Origin of the sequence: Anaerotignum propionicum (assembly GCF_024461735.1) — a bacterium.
In the GTDB taxonomy this organism is placed as follows: Bacteria; Bacillota; Clostridia; order Lachnospirales; family Anaerotignaceae; genus Chakrabartyella.
Genome location: NZ_JANGAD010000006.1, coordinates 127,251 through 144,558, shown reverse-complemented (window position 1 = coordinate 144,558; position 17,308 = coordinate 127,251). Strand labels below are relative to the sequence as shown.

At 39.1% G+C, this 17,308-nt stretch carries 13 protein-coding genes and 2 other annotated features; all 13 genes read left to right on the top strand.

Annotated elements, in window-relative coordinates; all coding sequences use genetic code 11:
* Window positions 1-48 precede the first annotated feature (48 nt).
* The 13 genes from dpsA (at window position 49) to NE558_RS09485 (ending at window position 17,110) form a co-directional block, all read left to right on the top strand.
* Window positions 49-915 (top strand): dipicolinate synthase subunit DpsA, encoded by an 867-nt coding sequence (gene dpsA / locus NE558_RS09545; protein ID WP_256149811.1) that lies wholly within the window; start codon window positions 49-51, stop codon window positions 913-915.
* Window positions 916-932: 17 nt separating this feature from the next.
* A complete protein-coding gene (locus NE558_RS09540; RefSeq protein ID WP_066049779.1) occupies window positions 933-1,511 on the top strand; it encodes a dipicolinate synthase subunit B in 579 nt (192 codons plus the stop codon).
* Window positions 1,512-1,813: 302 nt separating this feature from the next.
* Window positions 1,814-2,055 (top strand) — a binding site (T-box leader).
* A gap of 57 nt (window positions 2,056-2,112) precedes the next feature.
* Window positions 2,113-3,396: an O-acetylhomoserine aminocarboxypropyltransferase/cysteine synthase family protein gene (locus tag NE558_RS09535; protein ID WP_256149810.1), complete on the top strand. Its 1,284-nt coding sequence runs from the start codon at window positions 2,113-2,115 to the stop codon at window positions 3,394-3,396.
* Window positions 3,397-3,612: 216 nt separating this feature from the next.
* Window positions 3,613-4,533: a homoserine O-acetyltransferase MetA gene (metA, locus tag NE558_RS09530; protein ID WP_256149809.1), complete on the top strand. Its 921-nt coding sequence runs from the start codon at window positions 3,613-3,615 to the stop codon at window positions 4,531-4,533.
* Window positions 4,534-4,960: 427 nt separating this feature from the next.
* Window positions 4,961-6,580, top strand: a complete 1,620-nt coding sequence (locus NE558_RS09525; protein WP_256149808.1) for a SpoIID/LytB domain-containing protein — start codon at window positions 4,961-4,963, stop codon at window positions 6,578-6,580.
* 126 nt (window positions 6,581-6,706) lie between these two features.
* Window positions 6,707-6,934, top strand: coding sequence for a hypothetical protein (locus NE558_RS14780; protein WP_420314594.1), 228 nt, complete (start codon window positions 6,707-6,709; stop codon window positions 6,932-6,934).
* Between the two features lie 69 nt (window positions 6,935-7,003).
* Window positions 7,004-8,038, top strand: coding sequence for a tRNA preQ1(34) S-adenosylmethionine ribosyltransferase-isomerase QueA (queA, locus tag NE558_RS09515; protein WP_256149806.1), 1,035 nt, complete (start codon window positions 7,004-7,006; stop codon window positions 8,036-8,038).
* 12 nt (window positions 8,039-8,050) lie between these two features.
* Window positions 8,051-9,376 (top strand): AAA family ATPase, encoded by a 1,326-nt coding sequence (locus NE558_RS09510; RefSeq protein WP_256149805.1) that lies wholly within the window; start codon window positions 8,051-8,053, stop codon window positions 9,374-9,376.
* Between the two features lie 445 nt (window positions 9,377-9,821).
* Window positions 9,822-10,133 carry a PadR family transcriptional regulator gene (locus NE558_RS09505; protein WP_256149804.1) on the top strand — a complete coding sequence of 104 codons (312 nt, stop codon included), beginning with the start codon at window positions 9,822-9,824 and terminating at the stop codon, window positions 10,131-10,133.
* The gene (locus NE558_RS09500) at window positions 10,130-11,374 is read left to right on the top strand and encodes a DUF2812 domain-containing protein (RefSeq protein WP_256149803.1); all 1,245 of its coding nucleotides are present in this window, start codon (window positions 10,130-10,132) and stop codon (window positions 11,372-11,374) included. The genes NE558_RS09505 and NE558_RS09500 overlap by 4 nt, the downstream gene beginning before the upstream one ends.
* A 149-nt stretch (window positions 11,375-11,523) precedes the next feature.
* Window positions 11,524-11,737, top strand: a binding site (T-box leader).
* Window positions 11,738-11,786: 49 nt separating this feature from the next.
* Window positions 11,787-12,806: a phenylalanine--tRNA ligase subunit alpha gene (gene pheS, locus NE558_RS09495; RefSeq protein ID WP_330643440.1), complete on the top strand. Its 1,020-nt coding sequence runs from the start codon at window positions 11,787-11,789 to the stop codon at window positions 12,804-12,806.
* 40 nt (window positions 12,807-12,846) lie between these two features.
* A complete protein-coding gene (gene pheT, locus NE558_RS09490) occupies window positions 12,847-15,246 on the top strand; it encodes a phenylalanine--tRNA ligase subunit beta (protein WP_256149802.1) in 2,400 nt (799 codons plus the stop codon).
* A gap of 445 nt (window positions 15,247-15,691) precedes the next feature.
* Window positions 15,692-17,110, top strand: coding sequence for a flagellin (locus tag NE558_RS09485; protein WP_256149801.1), 1,419 nt, complete (start codon window positions 15,692-15,694; stop codon window positions 17,108-17,110).
* Window positions 17,111-17,308: the final 198 nt, after the last annotated feature.

The following is a 17,308-nucleotide window of genomic DNA, read 5'->3' as shown; positions in this document are numbered from 1 at the left end:
ACATGATTTTTTATAATGCATATTTTAATAAAGATAGGGGGCGGGATAATGGAATGGTCAGAAAAAAAAATTCTTGTACTGGGAGGAGATCTTAGACTTCTTTACTTGGCAGATGCATGTAAAGATATTTTTCCCCAAGTAGGAACATATGCCTTAGATGGTGCGGAACAATTATCGGGGAATGAACGGTTTGAGTCATTGGAAAGTGCCATGCAATGGGCAGATATTACAGTTACGCCTGTACCTTTTACGAAAGATGGTCAGCATCTTTTGACAAAAGATGAAACAGTGATTGCGTTGTCCGATTTTTCTAAACTGTTAAGAGAAAATACAGTTTTATTTGGAGGTAATATTGCAAGCTCCGTATTGGAAGCGGCAAACACAAAAAATGTGCTTTGCTATGATTTTATGAAGATGGAAGAAATAGCAGTGGAAAATGCTATTACTACTGCTGAAGGTGCTATTGCAGAGGCAATTACTTTAAGCACCCAAAATATGAATCAAGAAAATTGTCTTGTGTTGGGATATGGTCGATGTGCAAAGGCTATTGCAAAAAGATTACAAGGATTGGATGCAAAAGTAACCATAGGAGCAAGAAAAGAAGCTGCCCGGGAAGATGCAAAAGCACAGGGCTATCAGGGTGTTTCTTTGGATGAAGTACCTGAGCTTATTTCTACACAGCAGTTTATTTTTAACACGATTCCAGCCATGGTGCTTGATGCAAAACTCATTGACAAGGTGAATCCTGATGCAGTGATTATTGATATTGCCTCATCTCCTGGAGGCACGGACTTTGAAGCTTGTAAGAAGAATGGGATTACTGCAAAGTTATCCCTAGGGATACCTGGTAGATATTCGCCAAAAACCAGTGCACGAATTTTATTGGGTGGTATTGTAACCTCATTGGATCATTGATATAGGGGGAGTTTATGATGAAATTAGAAGGGAAAAATATCGGTTTTGCTATTACAGGTTCCTTTTGTACATTTGATAAAATTATCAAAGAGTTGGAACAATTGAAGCGGGAAAAAGCTAACATAATTCCTATTTTATCTACAAATGCCGCAACCATGGATACCAGATTTGGTAAGGCAGATGACTTCTTAAAAAAGGTTGTGGAGATAACAGGAAATGAACCTGTTTTAACCATTGTTGATGCAGAGCCCCTTGGGCCTCAAGGAATGCTGGATATTTTAATTATTGCGCCTTGCACCGGAAATACCATAGCTAAGTTGAGCAATGGTATCACAGATACCTCTGTGCTTATGGCGGCGAAGGCACATATGCGGAACAATAAACCTTTGGTTATCTCTATCTCCACCAATGATGCGTTGGGTCTGAATTTAACCAATATCGGCTGTTTAATGAACACAAAAGGGATTTATTTTGTTCCCTTCCAACAGGATAACTATGAAGGAAAGCCTAAATCTATGATAGCCAGAACAGAATTGATTGTTCCAACTTTAGAATTTGCATTTGACGGTATTCAAATTCAACCTTTGCTACAGTAGAATTAGGGAATAGGTATTTTTGTTTTGAAAGATACTTCAGTAGTTAAAAATTTGGTACCCAATTGCTTCATCCCCAAGCAGTTGGGTACATTTTTTATTCAAGCAGTATTCTGGTTACTTGCAAAAAAAGCGATATTCTGGAAACATCTGCTGCTTTTGATTATAAGTTATTTAAAACGTTTCTTTCGTATTTATGCTTATATTCAGAAAAAAATGGCATGGATAGAACATCATACTTTACTGTTTTTATAAAGTTTTTATTGACAAACAAAATTGAGGTGCTATAATGAAACAAATTAAATATAAAAGCTATGACGAAGAGGGCTGAGTTGCTGCGTTTACAGAGAGTCGGGTTTGGTGGAAACCGATAACAAAAATACTTAATGCCTATGGCTTCTGAGCTGAAGGTTCGAAAACATGAAAATGTCGGTAGGCTCCTTCCGTGATTGCTGCGTAAAAGCATAGGGCTTGTTTGAGCCTGAGAGGTGGCATTATTTTTTATAATGCAATTTGAGTGGTACCGCGGGAATATCCCGTCTCAAAGTTTATCTTTGAGACGGGTTTTTTTAATTTCAGACAGAAAAAGGAGGATTTGAGAATTATGAGTGATTACAGAATAGAAACAAAATGTGTACAGGGCGGTTATACACCACAAAACGGTGAACCCAGACAAATTCCAATTATTCAAAGCACTACGTTTAAATATGAAACCAGTCAGGAAATGGGAAAACTCTTTGATTTGGAAGCAAACGGTTATTTTTATTCAAGACTGCAAAATCCTACTTGTGACTATGTTGCTGCAAAAATTTGTGAAATGGAAGGCGGCACAGCGGCCATGTTGACTTCATCAGGTCAAGCAGCAAACTTTTTTGCCATCTTCAACATTGCATCCTGCGGAGATCATGTTGTGTCTTGTGCTACAATCTATGGGGGTACTTACAATCTATTTTCCGTTACCATGAAGAAAATGGGTGTTGATTTCACTTTTATCGCCCCAGATTGTACAGATGAAGAATTGCAAGCTGCATTTAAACCAAACACAAAAGCTGTTTTTGGCGAAACCATAGCAAATCCTGCTTTGACTGTCCTTGACATTGAGCGCTTTGCAAATGCAGCCCATGCCCATGGCGTACCTTTGGTGATTGATAACACCTTTGCAACCCCGGTAAATTGTCGGCCTTTTGAATGGGGGGCAGATATCGTTACACACTCCACAACAAAATATCTGGATGGCCACGGCGCAGGTGTGGGTGGTTGTATTGTAGATTCAGGTAAATTTGATTGGAAGGCAAATGCAGAAAAATTCCCAGGTCTTTGTACCCCTGACCACAGCTATCACGGCATTACTTATGTGGAAAAATTCGGTCAAGGTGGAGCTTTTATCACCAAGGCAACAGCCCAACTCATGCGAGATTTCGGAGCTTCTCAATCTCCTCAAACGGCATTTCTGTTAAATTTGGGGTTAGAAAGCCTGCATGTAAGAGTGCCATGTCATTGTGAAAATGCCCTTGCTGTTGCAAAATATTTAAAAGCAAATGACAAAATTTCATGGGTAGTTTATCCCGGTTTAGAGGGTGATAAGTTCTATGAAACTGCGCAAAAGTATATGCCAAATGGAACATGCGGCGTTGTTAGTTTTGGCGTAAAAGGCGGAAGAGAAGCCGCCGAAAAATTTATGAATGGATTGAAGCTTGCTTCCATTGCAACCCATGTTGCTGATGCAAGAACCTGCTGTTTGCATCCTGCAAGCGCTACCCATAGACAGATGAATGAGAGTGAGCTTGTTGCGGCAGGGATCTCTGGGGATTTGGTTCGTTTCTCCTGCGGTTTAGAAAATGCGCAGGACTTGATTGATGATATTGAACAGGCTTTAAAAGCAATCTAACACATGGTTTCATTAAAATTTTGCTTTAATATTCTTGAAGAAGCCCCTTTAAGGAGAAATTACAGAATATCCTTAAAAATAGCTTTTCAGATGCATATACAACAATTATACAAATCCCTGCAACATCATCTATTCACAGATGATGCATTACATTCAACTACTTTGATGTTTGCAGGAATTATTCTGTTAGTAAAATAAAGAAAGCGGTGATGGAAAATGCCAATCAAAATACCTAATGAGTTGCCCGCAGTAAAGGTATTAACCGAAGAAAATATTTTTGTTATGACGGAGCATAGGGCAATAACTCAAGATATACGCCCATTAAAAATACTATTGTTAAACTTAATGCCCACAAAGATTGATACTGAAACCCAAATATCCAGACTTTTAGGGAATACGCCTTTACAAATTGAGTTAGAATTGATTCATATTAAATCTCATATAGCTAAGAATACCTCAAGTGAACACTTGTTGGCGTTTTATAAAACCTTTGACGAGGTAAAAAATGATAACTTCGACGGATTTATCATTACTGGTGCGCCAGTGGAAAAAATGGAGTTTGAAGAGGTTGATTATTGGGATGAATTGAAAGAAATGATGGAGTGGAGCAAGACAAATGTTCACAGCACATTCCATATTTGCTGGGGTGCACAGGCTGGTCTTTATTACCATTATGGAATTCAAAAACATGAAATGAATGAGAAGCTCTTTGGCGTCTTTCCGCATGTTATTGAAAAGAAAAATTCGATGCTTTTAAGGGGAGCAGATGATGTGTTTTTTGCACCCCATTCTCGATATACAACAGTAAAGGAAGAAGATATTCAAAAAGAAAGTAATTTGGAAATCCTTGCATCCTCTAAAGAAGCAGGCGTCTATGCAATTTCTTCCCTAGATGGCAAGCAAATTTTCATTATGGGACATTCGGAATATGATCCTTATACACTGAATAATGAGTATACAAGGGATAAAAATTCCGGGTTGGATACTGCTGTTCCTGCAAATTATTTTCCAAATGATGATGATACAAAAGAGCCCCTTGTACGTTGGCGTGCCCATGGTAATTTATTATACTCAAATTGGTTGAATTACTACGTCTATCAGACCACTCCTTATGACATAACGAAAATCAACACATAGTCCAATGTTTACAAGGATTTGAGTATATAGCATTATTGATCAGTTTTATGCGTAAAATGGGATACGGATTGGGTTGCTATTATTAAAAATTAGAGTGAAAAACAATGGAACATCTGTAAAAAGCCATGATTATTTAAATTATTGATTATTTTGTAATATAAAATAGATACGCATCTTTCTTTTAAGGCAGGTAAGAGATACTCTTGCCTGCCTTATTATATAAATATAATGGTGATTCTTTAGAGTTGTGTAGCATCCTATGATATCACTATTAAGATACTTTTATTTATATACTCCAATAACTGGTAAAACAAATGGAAAAACTGTAGTGTTTTTGTTGAGATTTACTCTATCGAAATCACTTGCATTTTGATATACTGGAAAAAGAATTTCTAAATAATACAAATGTTTTATTGGAGGACTTGCCATGAATAGAAGATTTAAAAAACTAATTACAGCGGCATTGACTATGGCAATAGGATTCTCGTCCATGTCTCAAGTCGCTTTTGCTTATGAGGTACCCCAAGTGGTTCGAATTGGACTGGAAAGTATCTGTAAAAACAAAACCAATGCTTCAATCGGCGGAAGAGAGCTGTTAATCGGAATAGAAAAAAATGGTTCATTCAAGGAAAATGGATCGATTTCTTCAAGCTCAGGCTTTACCGCCTCCATTGCCTCTGGTGAATATATTGCAATTGAGGAAGAAATGAGTCAAGGGAATGCTTCTGATTTGGCAGATATTTTGTCACGATTGGGACATCGGGCATACTTGGCATATCTGGGTAATGACGTATGGACAGTATATGTTTCAGGCAGTTCTGTTTCTGAGGTGGAATCAGCCAGTCGATACAGCGCAACCAGAACAGCCTTTACAGGCATACGAATAGATGGAAGCCAGACTTCTGTTCTTTTCCCCAGTGATATAAACCCTGCGTTTATGGGAACAGGAGAACAGGATACCTTTAGCTTAAACGGGAAGATCTATCGGGGAATGCTCACATTTGTGATTCACGGTGGAACCATGACAGCAGTAAATATTGTGGATTTGGATAAGTATCTTTATGGTGTTGTGCCTGCCGAGATGCCGGCGTCTTATGAAATGGAAGCATTGAAAGCTCAGACTATTTCAGCCAGAACTTATGCACTGATGAAGATTAGCGCTTATCGCAGTTTAGGTTATGAATTTAATGATACAATAAGTTGTCAGGTTTATAATGGCTATAGTGGTGAGTCAGCTAGAAGCACGCAGGCTGTGAATGCGACATCAGGAGAGATTGCTGTTTATAATGGTAATCCTATAGAGGCATACTTTTGTGCATCCACAGGGGGATATACTGAAAACAGCGAAAATGTTTGGGCGAATGCATTGCCATATTTAAAGGCAGTACCCGAGATAGCAGAGGATGGGGATAATTCGTGGAAAGTGACCTTAACCCTGAATGACTTAGATGCACTGCTTTCGGCAAAGGGCGAAAATATTGGTAGTGCTGAGGATATTGTTATTACAAAGCTTTCTACTGGTGGCAGAGTGCAAGAAATGAAGATTGTTGGTTCTAGAGGTTCAAAAACCCTCACAAAGGAAAGTATCCGAACCTATTTTTCCGCAGCTTCCATAGGCAGTCTACCAGGTAAAATGTTTACGATCAATGGCAAGGGCGGTGAAATTGGTCTATATGGGGAAACCGCAAAGAAAAATGGAAGCGGTAATCAAACCTCAAATTCAGGGAATGGTTCCTTGTCAGAAGCAGCGGCAAAAAATGGTATAGTTGCCAATACCGAAGGCTCCTTATCTGCAATGAATGGAAGAAACATCTCCATTTCTGGGGGGAGTAACCCAGGCGCTAATGTATCTCAATCCTCAGATTACGAAGTTTATTCTGTGAACATCAGTACAGTTGATAATAGCGGTCGTTTTGTCATTGAAGGAATTGGCAGAGGACATGGCGTTGGGTTAAGCCAGAAGGGTGCCCAAGCTATGGCGAAGTTAGGCTATAAATACGACGAAATATTGAAATACTATTATACAGGTATTACAATTGAGGGATAAGTATGGAATTAAGAGAATTCTTATTGCAACAGCATGGCTTTGCAGATGATAACGAGAATAAAGTCTATTTCACCGATAGAGGCCTAACACAAGAGCCCCAGGGTAGTGAATTTTGGATTTTTCTTGATGAGGGTTTGCGTTGTGGTGGCACAGCACGGAAGATTTCCTGTGACAAAGAGCATATTCAAGAGGTATTATTGGGCTGTGGCAAAAAAGATTTGTGGAATAAAGTCTTATATCATATTGAAACATGGGAAAAAGATAAAAATTAGGAGACAATATATAACAGATAAGTTTATTGCCGGTTGGATAAACTTATCTGTTCCTTTTGCTTTAAAGGGGAAGGTAAAATAGTCATATAATATAATTTTCAAGGAGTTTTAAAGCAATAAAACAATATTATTAAATATATAGGAGTTTAACATGAAAACAAGTGATTTTTATTATGATTTACCAGAAGAATTAATTGCCCAAGAACCATTGGAGGATAGAGCCTCATCCAGATTATTAGTGGTGGACAAGCTGACGGAAAAATGGGAACATAGGCATTTTCGAGATATTAAAGAATATTTGCGCAAAGGGGATTGCTTGATCATAAATGACACCCGTGTATTACCTGCCCGCTTATATGGAGAACGTGTCGGCACTGGAGCGGTGATGGAGATTCTCCTTTTAACAAGAAGGGATTTGGACACTTGGGAGGTATTGGTACGTCCCGGGAAAAAGGCTAAACCAGGAGACAAAATTTCTTTCGGTAATGGCAGACTCATTGCCGAGGTTTTAGAGGTTGTAGAAGGGGGGAACCGCATCATTCGTTTTTCCTATGAAGGTGTTTTTGAAGCAATTTTGGATGAACTGGGAGAAATGCCTTTGCCGCCCTATATCACCCACCGCTTGGAGGACAAAGAACGCTACCAAACTGTTTATGCAAAGCATGAGGGTTCTGCTGCAGCACCTACGGCAGGGTTGCATTTTACCCCGGGGCTTTTAAAGGAAATTGAGGAAATGGGTGTTCATATTGCCCACGTCACCTTACATGTTGGTTTGGGTACCTTTCGGCCGGTGAAAGCAGAAGATATTTTGGAGCATGAAATGCATTCAGAATATTACGTGGTTGAGCAGGAACAGGCGGATATCATTAATCTTGCTAAGAAAAATGGCGGACGCATTTTTTCCGTTGGTACAACCAGTACAAGAACCCTAGAATCGGTTACGGATGAAAATGGCATAGTACAAGCAAAAAGTGGCTGGACACAGATTTTTATTTATCCAAGCTATAGCTTTAAAATAGTTGATTGTCTCATTACAAACTTTCATTTGCCTGAATCTACATTAATTATGCTGGTTTCTGCATTGGTTGGAAAGGATTTAACCATGGCAGTATATGCCCAGGCGGTGAAGGAGAGATATCGGTTCTTCTCCTTTGGAGATGCTTGTTTGTTCTTGACAAAACCATAAGGCGGTGAAGGAATGGATCTTTTTGAATATAATCGAAGCTTAAAAGGAAATGGAGATTCTCCCTTGGCCGCTCGCATGCGTCCAAAGACCCTAGAGGAATTTGTGGGTCAGGAGCATATTGTGGGTGAGGGCAGGCTGCTATACCGTGCAATCAAAGGCGACCGTATCAGTTCTGTTATTTTTTATGGCCCCCCTGGCACAGGGAAAACCACCCTTGCGAAAATTATTGCGAATACAACGAAAAGTGAATTCCGTCAGATTAATGCAACGACTGCAGGGATTAAAGATATTAAAGAGGTGGCCTCTGAAGCAAAAGACAGACAAGGGATGTATGGAACAAAAACAATATTGTTTATTGATGAAATTCATCGGTTCAACAAAACCCAACAGGATGCCCTATTGCCCCATGTGGAGGATGGTACCATCATATTAATTGGTGCAACCACGGAAAACCCCTATTTTGAAGTGAACAAAGCCCTTGTTTCCCGTTCTATAATTTTTCAACTAAAACCCCTAGAGCAAAAGGATATTGAGAAACTTTTACTTTGGGCGATAAAAGATGTTGAGCGAGGCATGGGTGCATATCAAGGGGAGATTGATGCAGATGCACTGGCTTTTCTTGCAGATACTGCTAATGGGGATGCCAGAACGGCTTTAAATGCATTGGAACTTGCCATACTGACTACCGATAAAGGGAATGACGGCAAAATTCATATTACATTACCAGTTGCAGAAGAATGCATTCAAAAGAGGGCTTTGAACTATGATAAGAACGGGGATAACCATTATGATACCATTTCCGCATTCATCAAAAGCATGAGGGGTTCTGACCCTGACGCCGCTTTATACTATTTGGCAAAAATGATTTATGCCGGAGAAGACCCTAAATTTATTGCCCGAAGGATTGTAATTTGTGCCTCTGAGGATGTGGGGAATGCAGACCCTCATGCCCTTCAGGTGGCCATCGCGGCTATGCAAGCAGTGGACTTTATTGGCTTGCCCGAAGGAAGGATTCCTCTGGCTCAAGCGGTGACTTATGTTGCCTGTGCACCAAAAAGCAATGCAGCTTATATGGGAATCAATAAAGCCCTAGAGGATGTAAAGAACATTCGGATTTCCTCGGTTCCTGCTCATTTGAAGGATTCCAGTTATGGCGGTTCAAAAGAAATGGGCAACGGCATCGGCTATTTGTATACCCATAATTACCCAAACCATTATGTGAAACAGCAATATCTACCCGATGAATTACTGGGAACGGTCTATTATGAACTTTCTGACAGTGGCGTGGAAAAAAGAATCAAAGAACACATGAGACGTTTAAAGGAGAATCGTAATTAGATTAAATTGCTATTCCCCATCAATGAGGTGCTTTTTTGGTTTTACGGAATTAGATACGGACTACTATACCCTCCGCTTTCAATTTCTTGTAAATCCATTTATAAATGACTACATGTCGCTTCCATAGGCAATAAAGTGATTGGTGTGCAATATTATGGTGATGAGAAGATATCTGATTATTTCGGTGATAAGGATTTATCAAAATTTAGTGATGAGATTTATCATTCTCTCATTCAATTTGAATAATACTCTGATAACCTTTATCGGATGCCACTGACGTTCCCGCAACCAAAAGTAATATTTTTCTTTTCTAAAGCAACCTTTTTAGGTTGCTTTTTATCTTTGCAATTTGCAAGGAAATATATGGATAGTTTATTTGACAATATCGTTATACGATAATATACTAAGGGTAATATCATTTATCGATATTATGAGGGGTGATACCATGGCGAAAAAAGCTTTTGAAGGCCTAACGGAAAGTATGTATTATATTTTGATGGCATTTGCAAAAGAGGAAATGTGTGGTACTGATGTGGCACAGTTTATTGACACCCGAACAAAGGGCAGAGTGAAAATTGGCCCTGGTACACTATATACCATACTAGCTCGTTTTGAAGAAGAGAAAATCATTGAAGAAACCGCTGTGGAGGGAAGAAAACGTATTTATCGTATTACTGAAAAGGGACACGGTATGTATCAAGACGAACTTATGCGGTTGAAGACTTGTATTTTTGATAGTGAGGGGGACACTTTATGAAAATTGTAAGAAGACCTATACCAGTGCCTTTGCATTCTGCAAATTTGTATGATATCGCTCAAGCAGAAGCGTACCTTAGCCACATGGCATCCAGAGGCTTTTTTGTAAAAAAAATTGGTTTAATTACTACCTTTGAAAAGAACTCTCCGGAAAAAACAAAATATCGTCTAGAACCAGTAAAGAAAGAGAATGAAAAACCAGATGAAGAAATACGTGAGTACTATGAAACCCAAGGTTGGAAATATATTTGTACCTTCTCCTCCTTTCAAATTTACCAAGCAATTAGAATGGATGCAATGGAAATTCACACAGACCCCATTACTCAAAGCGAAACTTTCGCTAGTTTGAATAAGCGTACAAAATATATGTTTTGGTATATAACCATACTTTATTCATCTTGTATCGTTGTAACTTTATACACCCTGTTACACATCCACCCTGTTTATTTTAGGGTTAGCTCTATATATAACATTGCCCAGATACCTATGATGTTAATGTTTCTTTATGCCATTTGGTCGTCCTTTTGGGATTATAGAAAGATAAAAAAACTAAAACAGCAATTGGATGCGGGCGTTAGAATGAAACACGACGTTAAATATAAGCCTTCCTATGGTCGGTACTTTTCGTTGGCAGTACCAATTATCATTCTAGCTTATATGTTCTTAGCATCCCAGTATAATAAGAAGGTCTATTGGGAAGAGAGTTTATTCACATATAATGGCAGTATTCCTACCATATCCATCAATGCATTAGAATCAGCCCCTAATTTTTCAATTGAATATGGCATAGATTCTGTTGGAGATAATATTAGCTATGTTTCCCATCACTGGACTGAACTATCACCACAAGCTTATCAAATTAAGGAGCAGGGAAGACTAGAGGGTAAAATGAATAAGGATGCCGCCCCAGTATCTTCACCTTTTATGGAAACAGAATATTATAATATGAGGTTCCAGTTTCTTTCTAAAATACTTTTTGATGAAATGCTTCAAAATAAAGTTGATAAAGGCTCCTATGATACAGTGCAATATCATAATATACAAAATACAAACTTCGATGAAGCTACCTTGGTTGAATCAGGGGGAATTCAAATCCTTTTTGCAAGAACAGGGAAAGACGTAATTTATGTTGCGTATCACGGAAACGGTAGCCTTGAGTCGGTAGTTGAACAAATCTACGATGCAGTTACGAATTTTAAAGAAAATAAAGTAAATAATACAAATAATACAAATGAACGGTAATTTGTGAAAGCCTTGAAGGCTTTTCTTCAAGCGTCAATCTGGAATTAGAAATAGATTATCCTACTCTTTTATATAATTTCAAGGGTAATATAATTTTTACCCTTGACTTTCTATTTTGTTGTGATAAAATTATTTTGATATAAAATGAATAAATAGCTATGAAGGTGAAAAGTATATAAGCAAAAGGCATCAGAGAGAAAACGTCATCGGCTGAAAGCGTTTTTGGCACAGTAGCTTTTAGAAGTTCCCACCGGAGCTGGTTTTCTGAACTATAGTAGGAAAATCCGATTCATGCTCGTTACGCATAAGAGTGCCTGTGTTTGCAGGAATTTGGGTGGTACCACGGAAGTCTTCGTCCCTTTGTCGGATGAGGGCTATTTTTTTTGGAATAAGAATTGAGAGGAGAAGCGTTATGAAGGATATGTTGAAATTAATCCATGACAAGGCAATTGCTGCCTTTCATGAAGCGACAGAAATGAAAGATATTGAAGATATGAAAGTAAAATATCTTGGGAAAAAGGGTGAATTAACTGCCATTTTAAAAGAAATGGGCAAGCTTTCTGCGGAAGAACGCCCCATTATTGGTCAGTTGGCCAATGAAGTAAGACAGGATATTGAGAATAAATTGGAGGAAGCAAAAAGACGTCTGGAAGCGGCTGAAATTTCTAAGCGTCTGGAAACCGAAAAAATTGATGTTACTATGCCTGGGAAGCCTCAACCCAGTGGACATAAGCATCCTATGAGCATTGTTATTGATGAAATTTCAAATATTTTCATGGGTATGGGCTATGAAGTGATTGAAGGACCCGAAGTAGAGCAGGAATATTATAACTTTGAGGCTTTGAACATTCCTGCGAACCATCCCGCAAGAGATGAGCAAGATACTTTCTATATTGGTAATGGGATTTTATTGAGAACACAAACCTCTCCCATTCAGGTACGTACCATGGAGAAGGGTAAAATGCCTATTCGTATGATCTCTCCCGGTACAGTTTATCGTTCCGATGAGGTAGATGCTACCCATTCTCCTGTATTCCATCAGTTAGAGGGTCTTGTAATTGATAAAAATATTACCATGGGTGACTTAAAGGGTGCTTTAGCGGTATTTGCAAAAGAGTTGTTCGGAGAAGATACAAAGGTGCGTTTCCGTCCTCATCATTTCCCATTCACAGAGCCCAGTGCAGAAATGGACGTAACATGCTTTGCTTGCGGCGGTGAAGGCTGTCGTGTATGTAAGGGTGAAGGATATATCGAGCTTTTGGGCTGTGGTATGGTGCATCCTAAGGTATTAAAAATGAGCGGAATTGACCCCGATGAATACAGCGGTTTTGCTTTCGGTATGGGCCTTGAGCGTGTTGCAATGCAGCGTTATGGTATCACCGATATGCGACTATTATTTGAAAATGACGTAAAATTCTTGAAGCAATTTTAAGGGATACCAAAAGCTTTTATTTGAAAGGAGAGTTATTATCATGGATTTACCGATGTCATGGTTAAAAGAGTATACTGATGTAAACGTAGGCATAAAAGAATACGTAGAAGATATTACAATGAGCGGCTCTAAGGTGGAGGGCTACACCACTTTAGCGGGGGAAATTAAAAATGTTGTTTCCGGCTATATTAAAGCCATTGAAAAGCACCCCGATGCAGATAAACTGCAAATCTGTACCATTGATGCAGGTCAAGGTAAGGATTTGATCATTGTAACAGGAGCACAAAATATCAAAGTTGGGGACTATGTGCCTGTTGCTTTAGATGGTTCTGTCATTGCAGGTGGAAAAGAAATCAATACAGGGGCTTTGCGTGGAGTAGAATCCCAAGGTATGCTTTGTTCTGTGGAAGAATTGGGCTGTGACCGTCATGATTTCCCTGAGGCACCTGAACATGGCATCTATATCTTCCCCAAAGCTGTTGAATTGGGCAAGGATGTCGTAGAACTGTTAGATATCAAAGACGTAGTTGTGGAATTTGAAATCACATCCAACCGTCCAGATTGCTTTAGCATTTTAGGTTTGGCAAGAGAAACAGCCGCAACCTATAAAAGCGAATTCAGATATCCTAAAATCACAGTGAAAGAAGAAGGAACAGGCAAAATCGAAGAAATGATTTCCGTCGAAATCAAAAACTCTGACCTTTGCCCCAGATATATTGCAAGAGCGGTAAAGAACGTAAAAATCGGGCCTTCTCCTCGCTGGATGCGCAAAAGATTAAGAGCCGCAGGCGTTCGCCCCATCAATAATATCGTAGATATTACGAATTATGTAATGCTGGAAATGGGTCAGCCTATGCATGCATTCAATATTGATTGTATTGCTGATAGAAAAATCATTGTAAGAAATGCAAAAGCCGATGAAAAAATTGTAACGCTGGATGGTGTTGAAAGAACACTGAACGAATCTATGCTGGTGATTGCTGATCCCGAGAAGGCTGTTGCCATTGCCGGGGTTATGGGCGGCGAAAACTCAATGATTAGTGAAGATGCGGAAGCGATTTTATTTGAATCCGCAAACTTCAATGGCCCTAACGTGCGTATTACTGCAAAAAATGTTGGTCTGCGTACTGATGCTTCCAGCAAATATGAAAAGGGCTTAGACCCTAATCTGGCAATTGATGCGGTAAACCGTGCAGTTCAGTTGGTTGAAATGCTGGGTATTGGTGAGGTTGTTCCAGGTATGGTGGACTGCTACCCCAATCAGCGTAAGCCTTGGGAGCTTTCCTATTCTCCTGAATGGATTAATAAATTCCTTGGAACAGAGATTTCTGAGAAGGAAATGCAGGAAACCTTTGAACGCTTGGGTATGGTTGTTGACCCTGTAAACCACACGGTGATTGTGCCTACCTATCGCCCTGATTTGGAAGCACAGGCAGACTTATCAGAAGAAGTCGCTCGTTTCTTCGGCTATGATAAAATTCCTGATACTTTGGCAGCGGGCACACCTACCGTTGGTAAGAAAAATTATGAGCAAACCATTACTTCTTTGGTAAAGGATACCATGATTGCTGATGGTCTTTGCGAAGGAATGACCTATAGCTTTGAAAGCCCCAAGGTTTTCGATAAGCTGTTGATTCCTGCTGACAGCAAATTGAGAAAAACCGTTACCATTTCCAACCCTTTAGGTGAAGATTTTAGCATTATGCGTACTGTTTCCTTCAATGGCATTTTGAACTCACTGTCCACCAATTATAATAGACGTAACGAGCAGGCAGGTTTATTCGAGGTTGCAAGAGTTTATTTGCCTAAAGCGTTGCCTTTGACAGAATTGCCCCACGAAATCCCCACATTAACCGTTGGTATGTATGGAAATATGGATTTCTATGACTTAAAGGGAATTGTGGAGCATTTGGTTGATGTTTTGGGCTTGGCTGAAAAAGCAGAATATTTGCCAGAAAAGGAAACCCCTTGGATGCATCCCGGTAGAACTGCATGCTTGAAAATAAACGCAGAAACTGTAGGTTACTTTGGTGAATTGCACCCCGTTGTTGCGAAAAATTATGAAATCGGAACAAAAGCATACATGGCAGTTCTGGATTTGGAAAAAATGACTGCTTATGCAGATAGAAATGTAACTTATAAGCCTCTGCCTAAATTCCCTGGCATGACAAGAGATATTGCTATGCTAGTGAAAGAGGACGTTACCGTAAAGGAAATCAGCGACATTATCAAGAAAAATGGCGGAGAATATTTGGAAAGCGTTACTCTGTTTGACGTTTACAAAGGAGCGCAAATTGAAGCAGGCTATAAATCCGTAGCTTACTCCATTTCCTTCCGCAGTGCCGAGAGAACCTTGGCAGATGCAGATATTTCTGCTGCAATGCAAGCAATTTTGAGCGGTTTGTCTACAGAATTGGATGCGCAGTTAAGAGATAAATAATTGAAAGCAACAAATGAATAGTTTCGAAATGCCGTATGTATGAAAAGCTGACTTTATTCTATTAAGCTTTTATACTGATAAAAGCAGGAATAAACAGAATTTCCATGGAGCTTTACAGCTTTAGAAACACATAGTATATAAAGAAAGAGACCCTTTATCTTTGGATGTAAGGGTCTTTTTCATATGTTGACAAAATAAGGCGTTGATTTTTAATAAAAGTGAAACGTAAAAAATTTAAAATAAAAAAGTAAAAAAATTTAACAAAAACTATTAAGTCGTAGAAAATTTTACCGATTATATAGTTGTACAACAAAAAGTGTTGTATATGCATTGGTAAGAGATATCCTTACCAATTTAGCAGGCAAAGCCAGTGCACGGGCTTTGCTTGGATAATAAATCACGGAATGCATGGATGCATTCCATTGACAAACAAGGAGGTTTTATCATGAGAATTCAACACAATATCGCAGCTTTAAACTCCCACAGACAGTTGGGTGCAAACAACAATGCAGTGAGCAAAAACCTTGAGAAATTGTCTTCCGGCTACAAAATCAACAGAGCTGGTGACGATGCTGCAGGTTTGGCTATTTCCGAAAAAATGAGAGCACAAATCAAAGGCTTGGAAACAGCTACAAAGAACGCTAACGATGGTATTTCCTTGGTTCAGACAGCGGAAGGTGCTTTAACAGAAGTTCACTCCATGTTAAACCGTATGGTTGAGTTGGCAACACAGTCTGCAAATGGAACTTATGATAATGAAGTGGATCGCAAAAACCTTCAGAAAGAAGTAGAATCTCTGAAGTCTGAAATCGATCGTATTGCAGAATCTACAAACTACAATGGCATTAACCTATTGGATGGTTCCATGGGCGAAGGTGCTACAGGAGCAACAGGAAAACTTACAGGTGGTGGTACTCCGGATGTTTCTTTCATAGCCGAGGAAGGATGGAGTTTGACCTTTGCTGATGGTAAAGCAGCAAGTAATGATGATGTTGCAGTTTCAGGGAAAGATATTACAATTACTTTAGGTACGAAAGATTCTGCCAAAACTTATACCGAGGCAGACATCAATAAATTGTTAGCTGATGCTGGTATAACTGCAAAGGTTAAACTAAGTAAAGATATTACAACAGCTGCTGCTGCAGAAGAAGTTTCTATGGGAAAAATCACTTCTGCAAAAGCCACAAATGCAAAGGCAACAGTTGGTGGCATCGACTTTGAGGCTATGAAGGCAGGGAACATTACCAGTAATGTAGAAGTTGTAAAGAACGCTTCCGCTTCATCTACAGGTGTTTTAGTTGACGAAAAAACAGGTGATGTAAAAATCACTCTTAACGGAGATGAAGACTTAGATACCATAAATAAAATGCTTACAGATGCAGGCGCTAATGTAAAAGCAACAAAAGTTGGTACAATTGCCACTGGTTCTGCTACAGCTTTGTCTGGGGGAACAGGTATTGCGGGCGATGGACTTGAACTTCAGGTGGGTGATACTGCAGAAAAATTCAATAAGGTTGCCGTAAAGGTTGGTAACATGAGCTCCAACTCTTTAGGAATTGGTAGCATTTCTGTTGCAGATCAGGACAAAGCTTCCGATGCAATTGCAAAAATCAAAACAGCAATCAACACCGTTTCAGGAACCCGTGGTGATTTGGGTGCGATCCAGAATAGATTGGAGCACACAATCAACAACTTGGGTGTTGCAAGCGAAAATATGACAGCTGCTGAAAGCCGTATCCGTGACGTTGACATGGCAAAAGAGATGATGGACTTCACAAAGAATAACATCTTAACTCAGGCTTCTCAGGCAATGCTTGCTCAGGCTAACCAGTTGCCTCAGGGCGTATTGCAGTTATTGCAGTAATTCCAAAAGCAACAATTCATATTTTAAATTTAAAGCCCATACCTTTGGTATGGGCTTTTCTTTCAATTTACAATATTTAAGTTTTCTATTTCATCATAGGTTTAAGGTAAGAGAATCTAACCGGAGAAACTTAATAACGAGTGAATTTTCTACGAATAATAAATGAGAACCTTAATAAATACATAAGAAGTGATATTT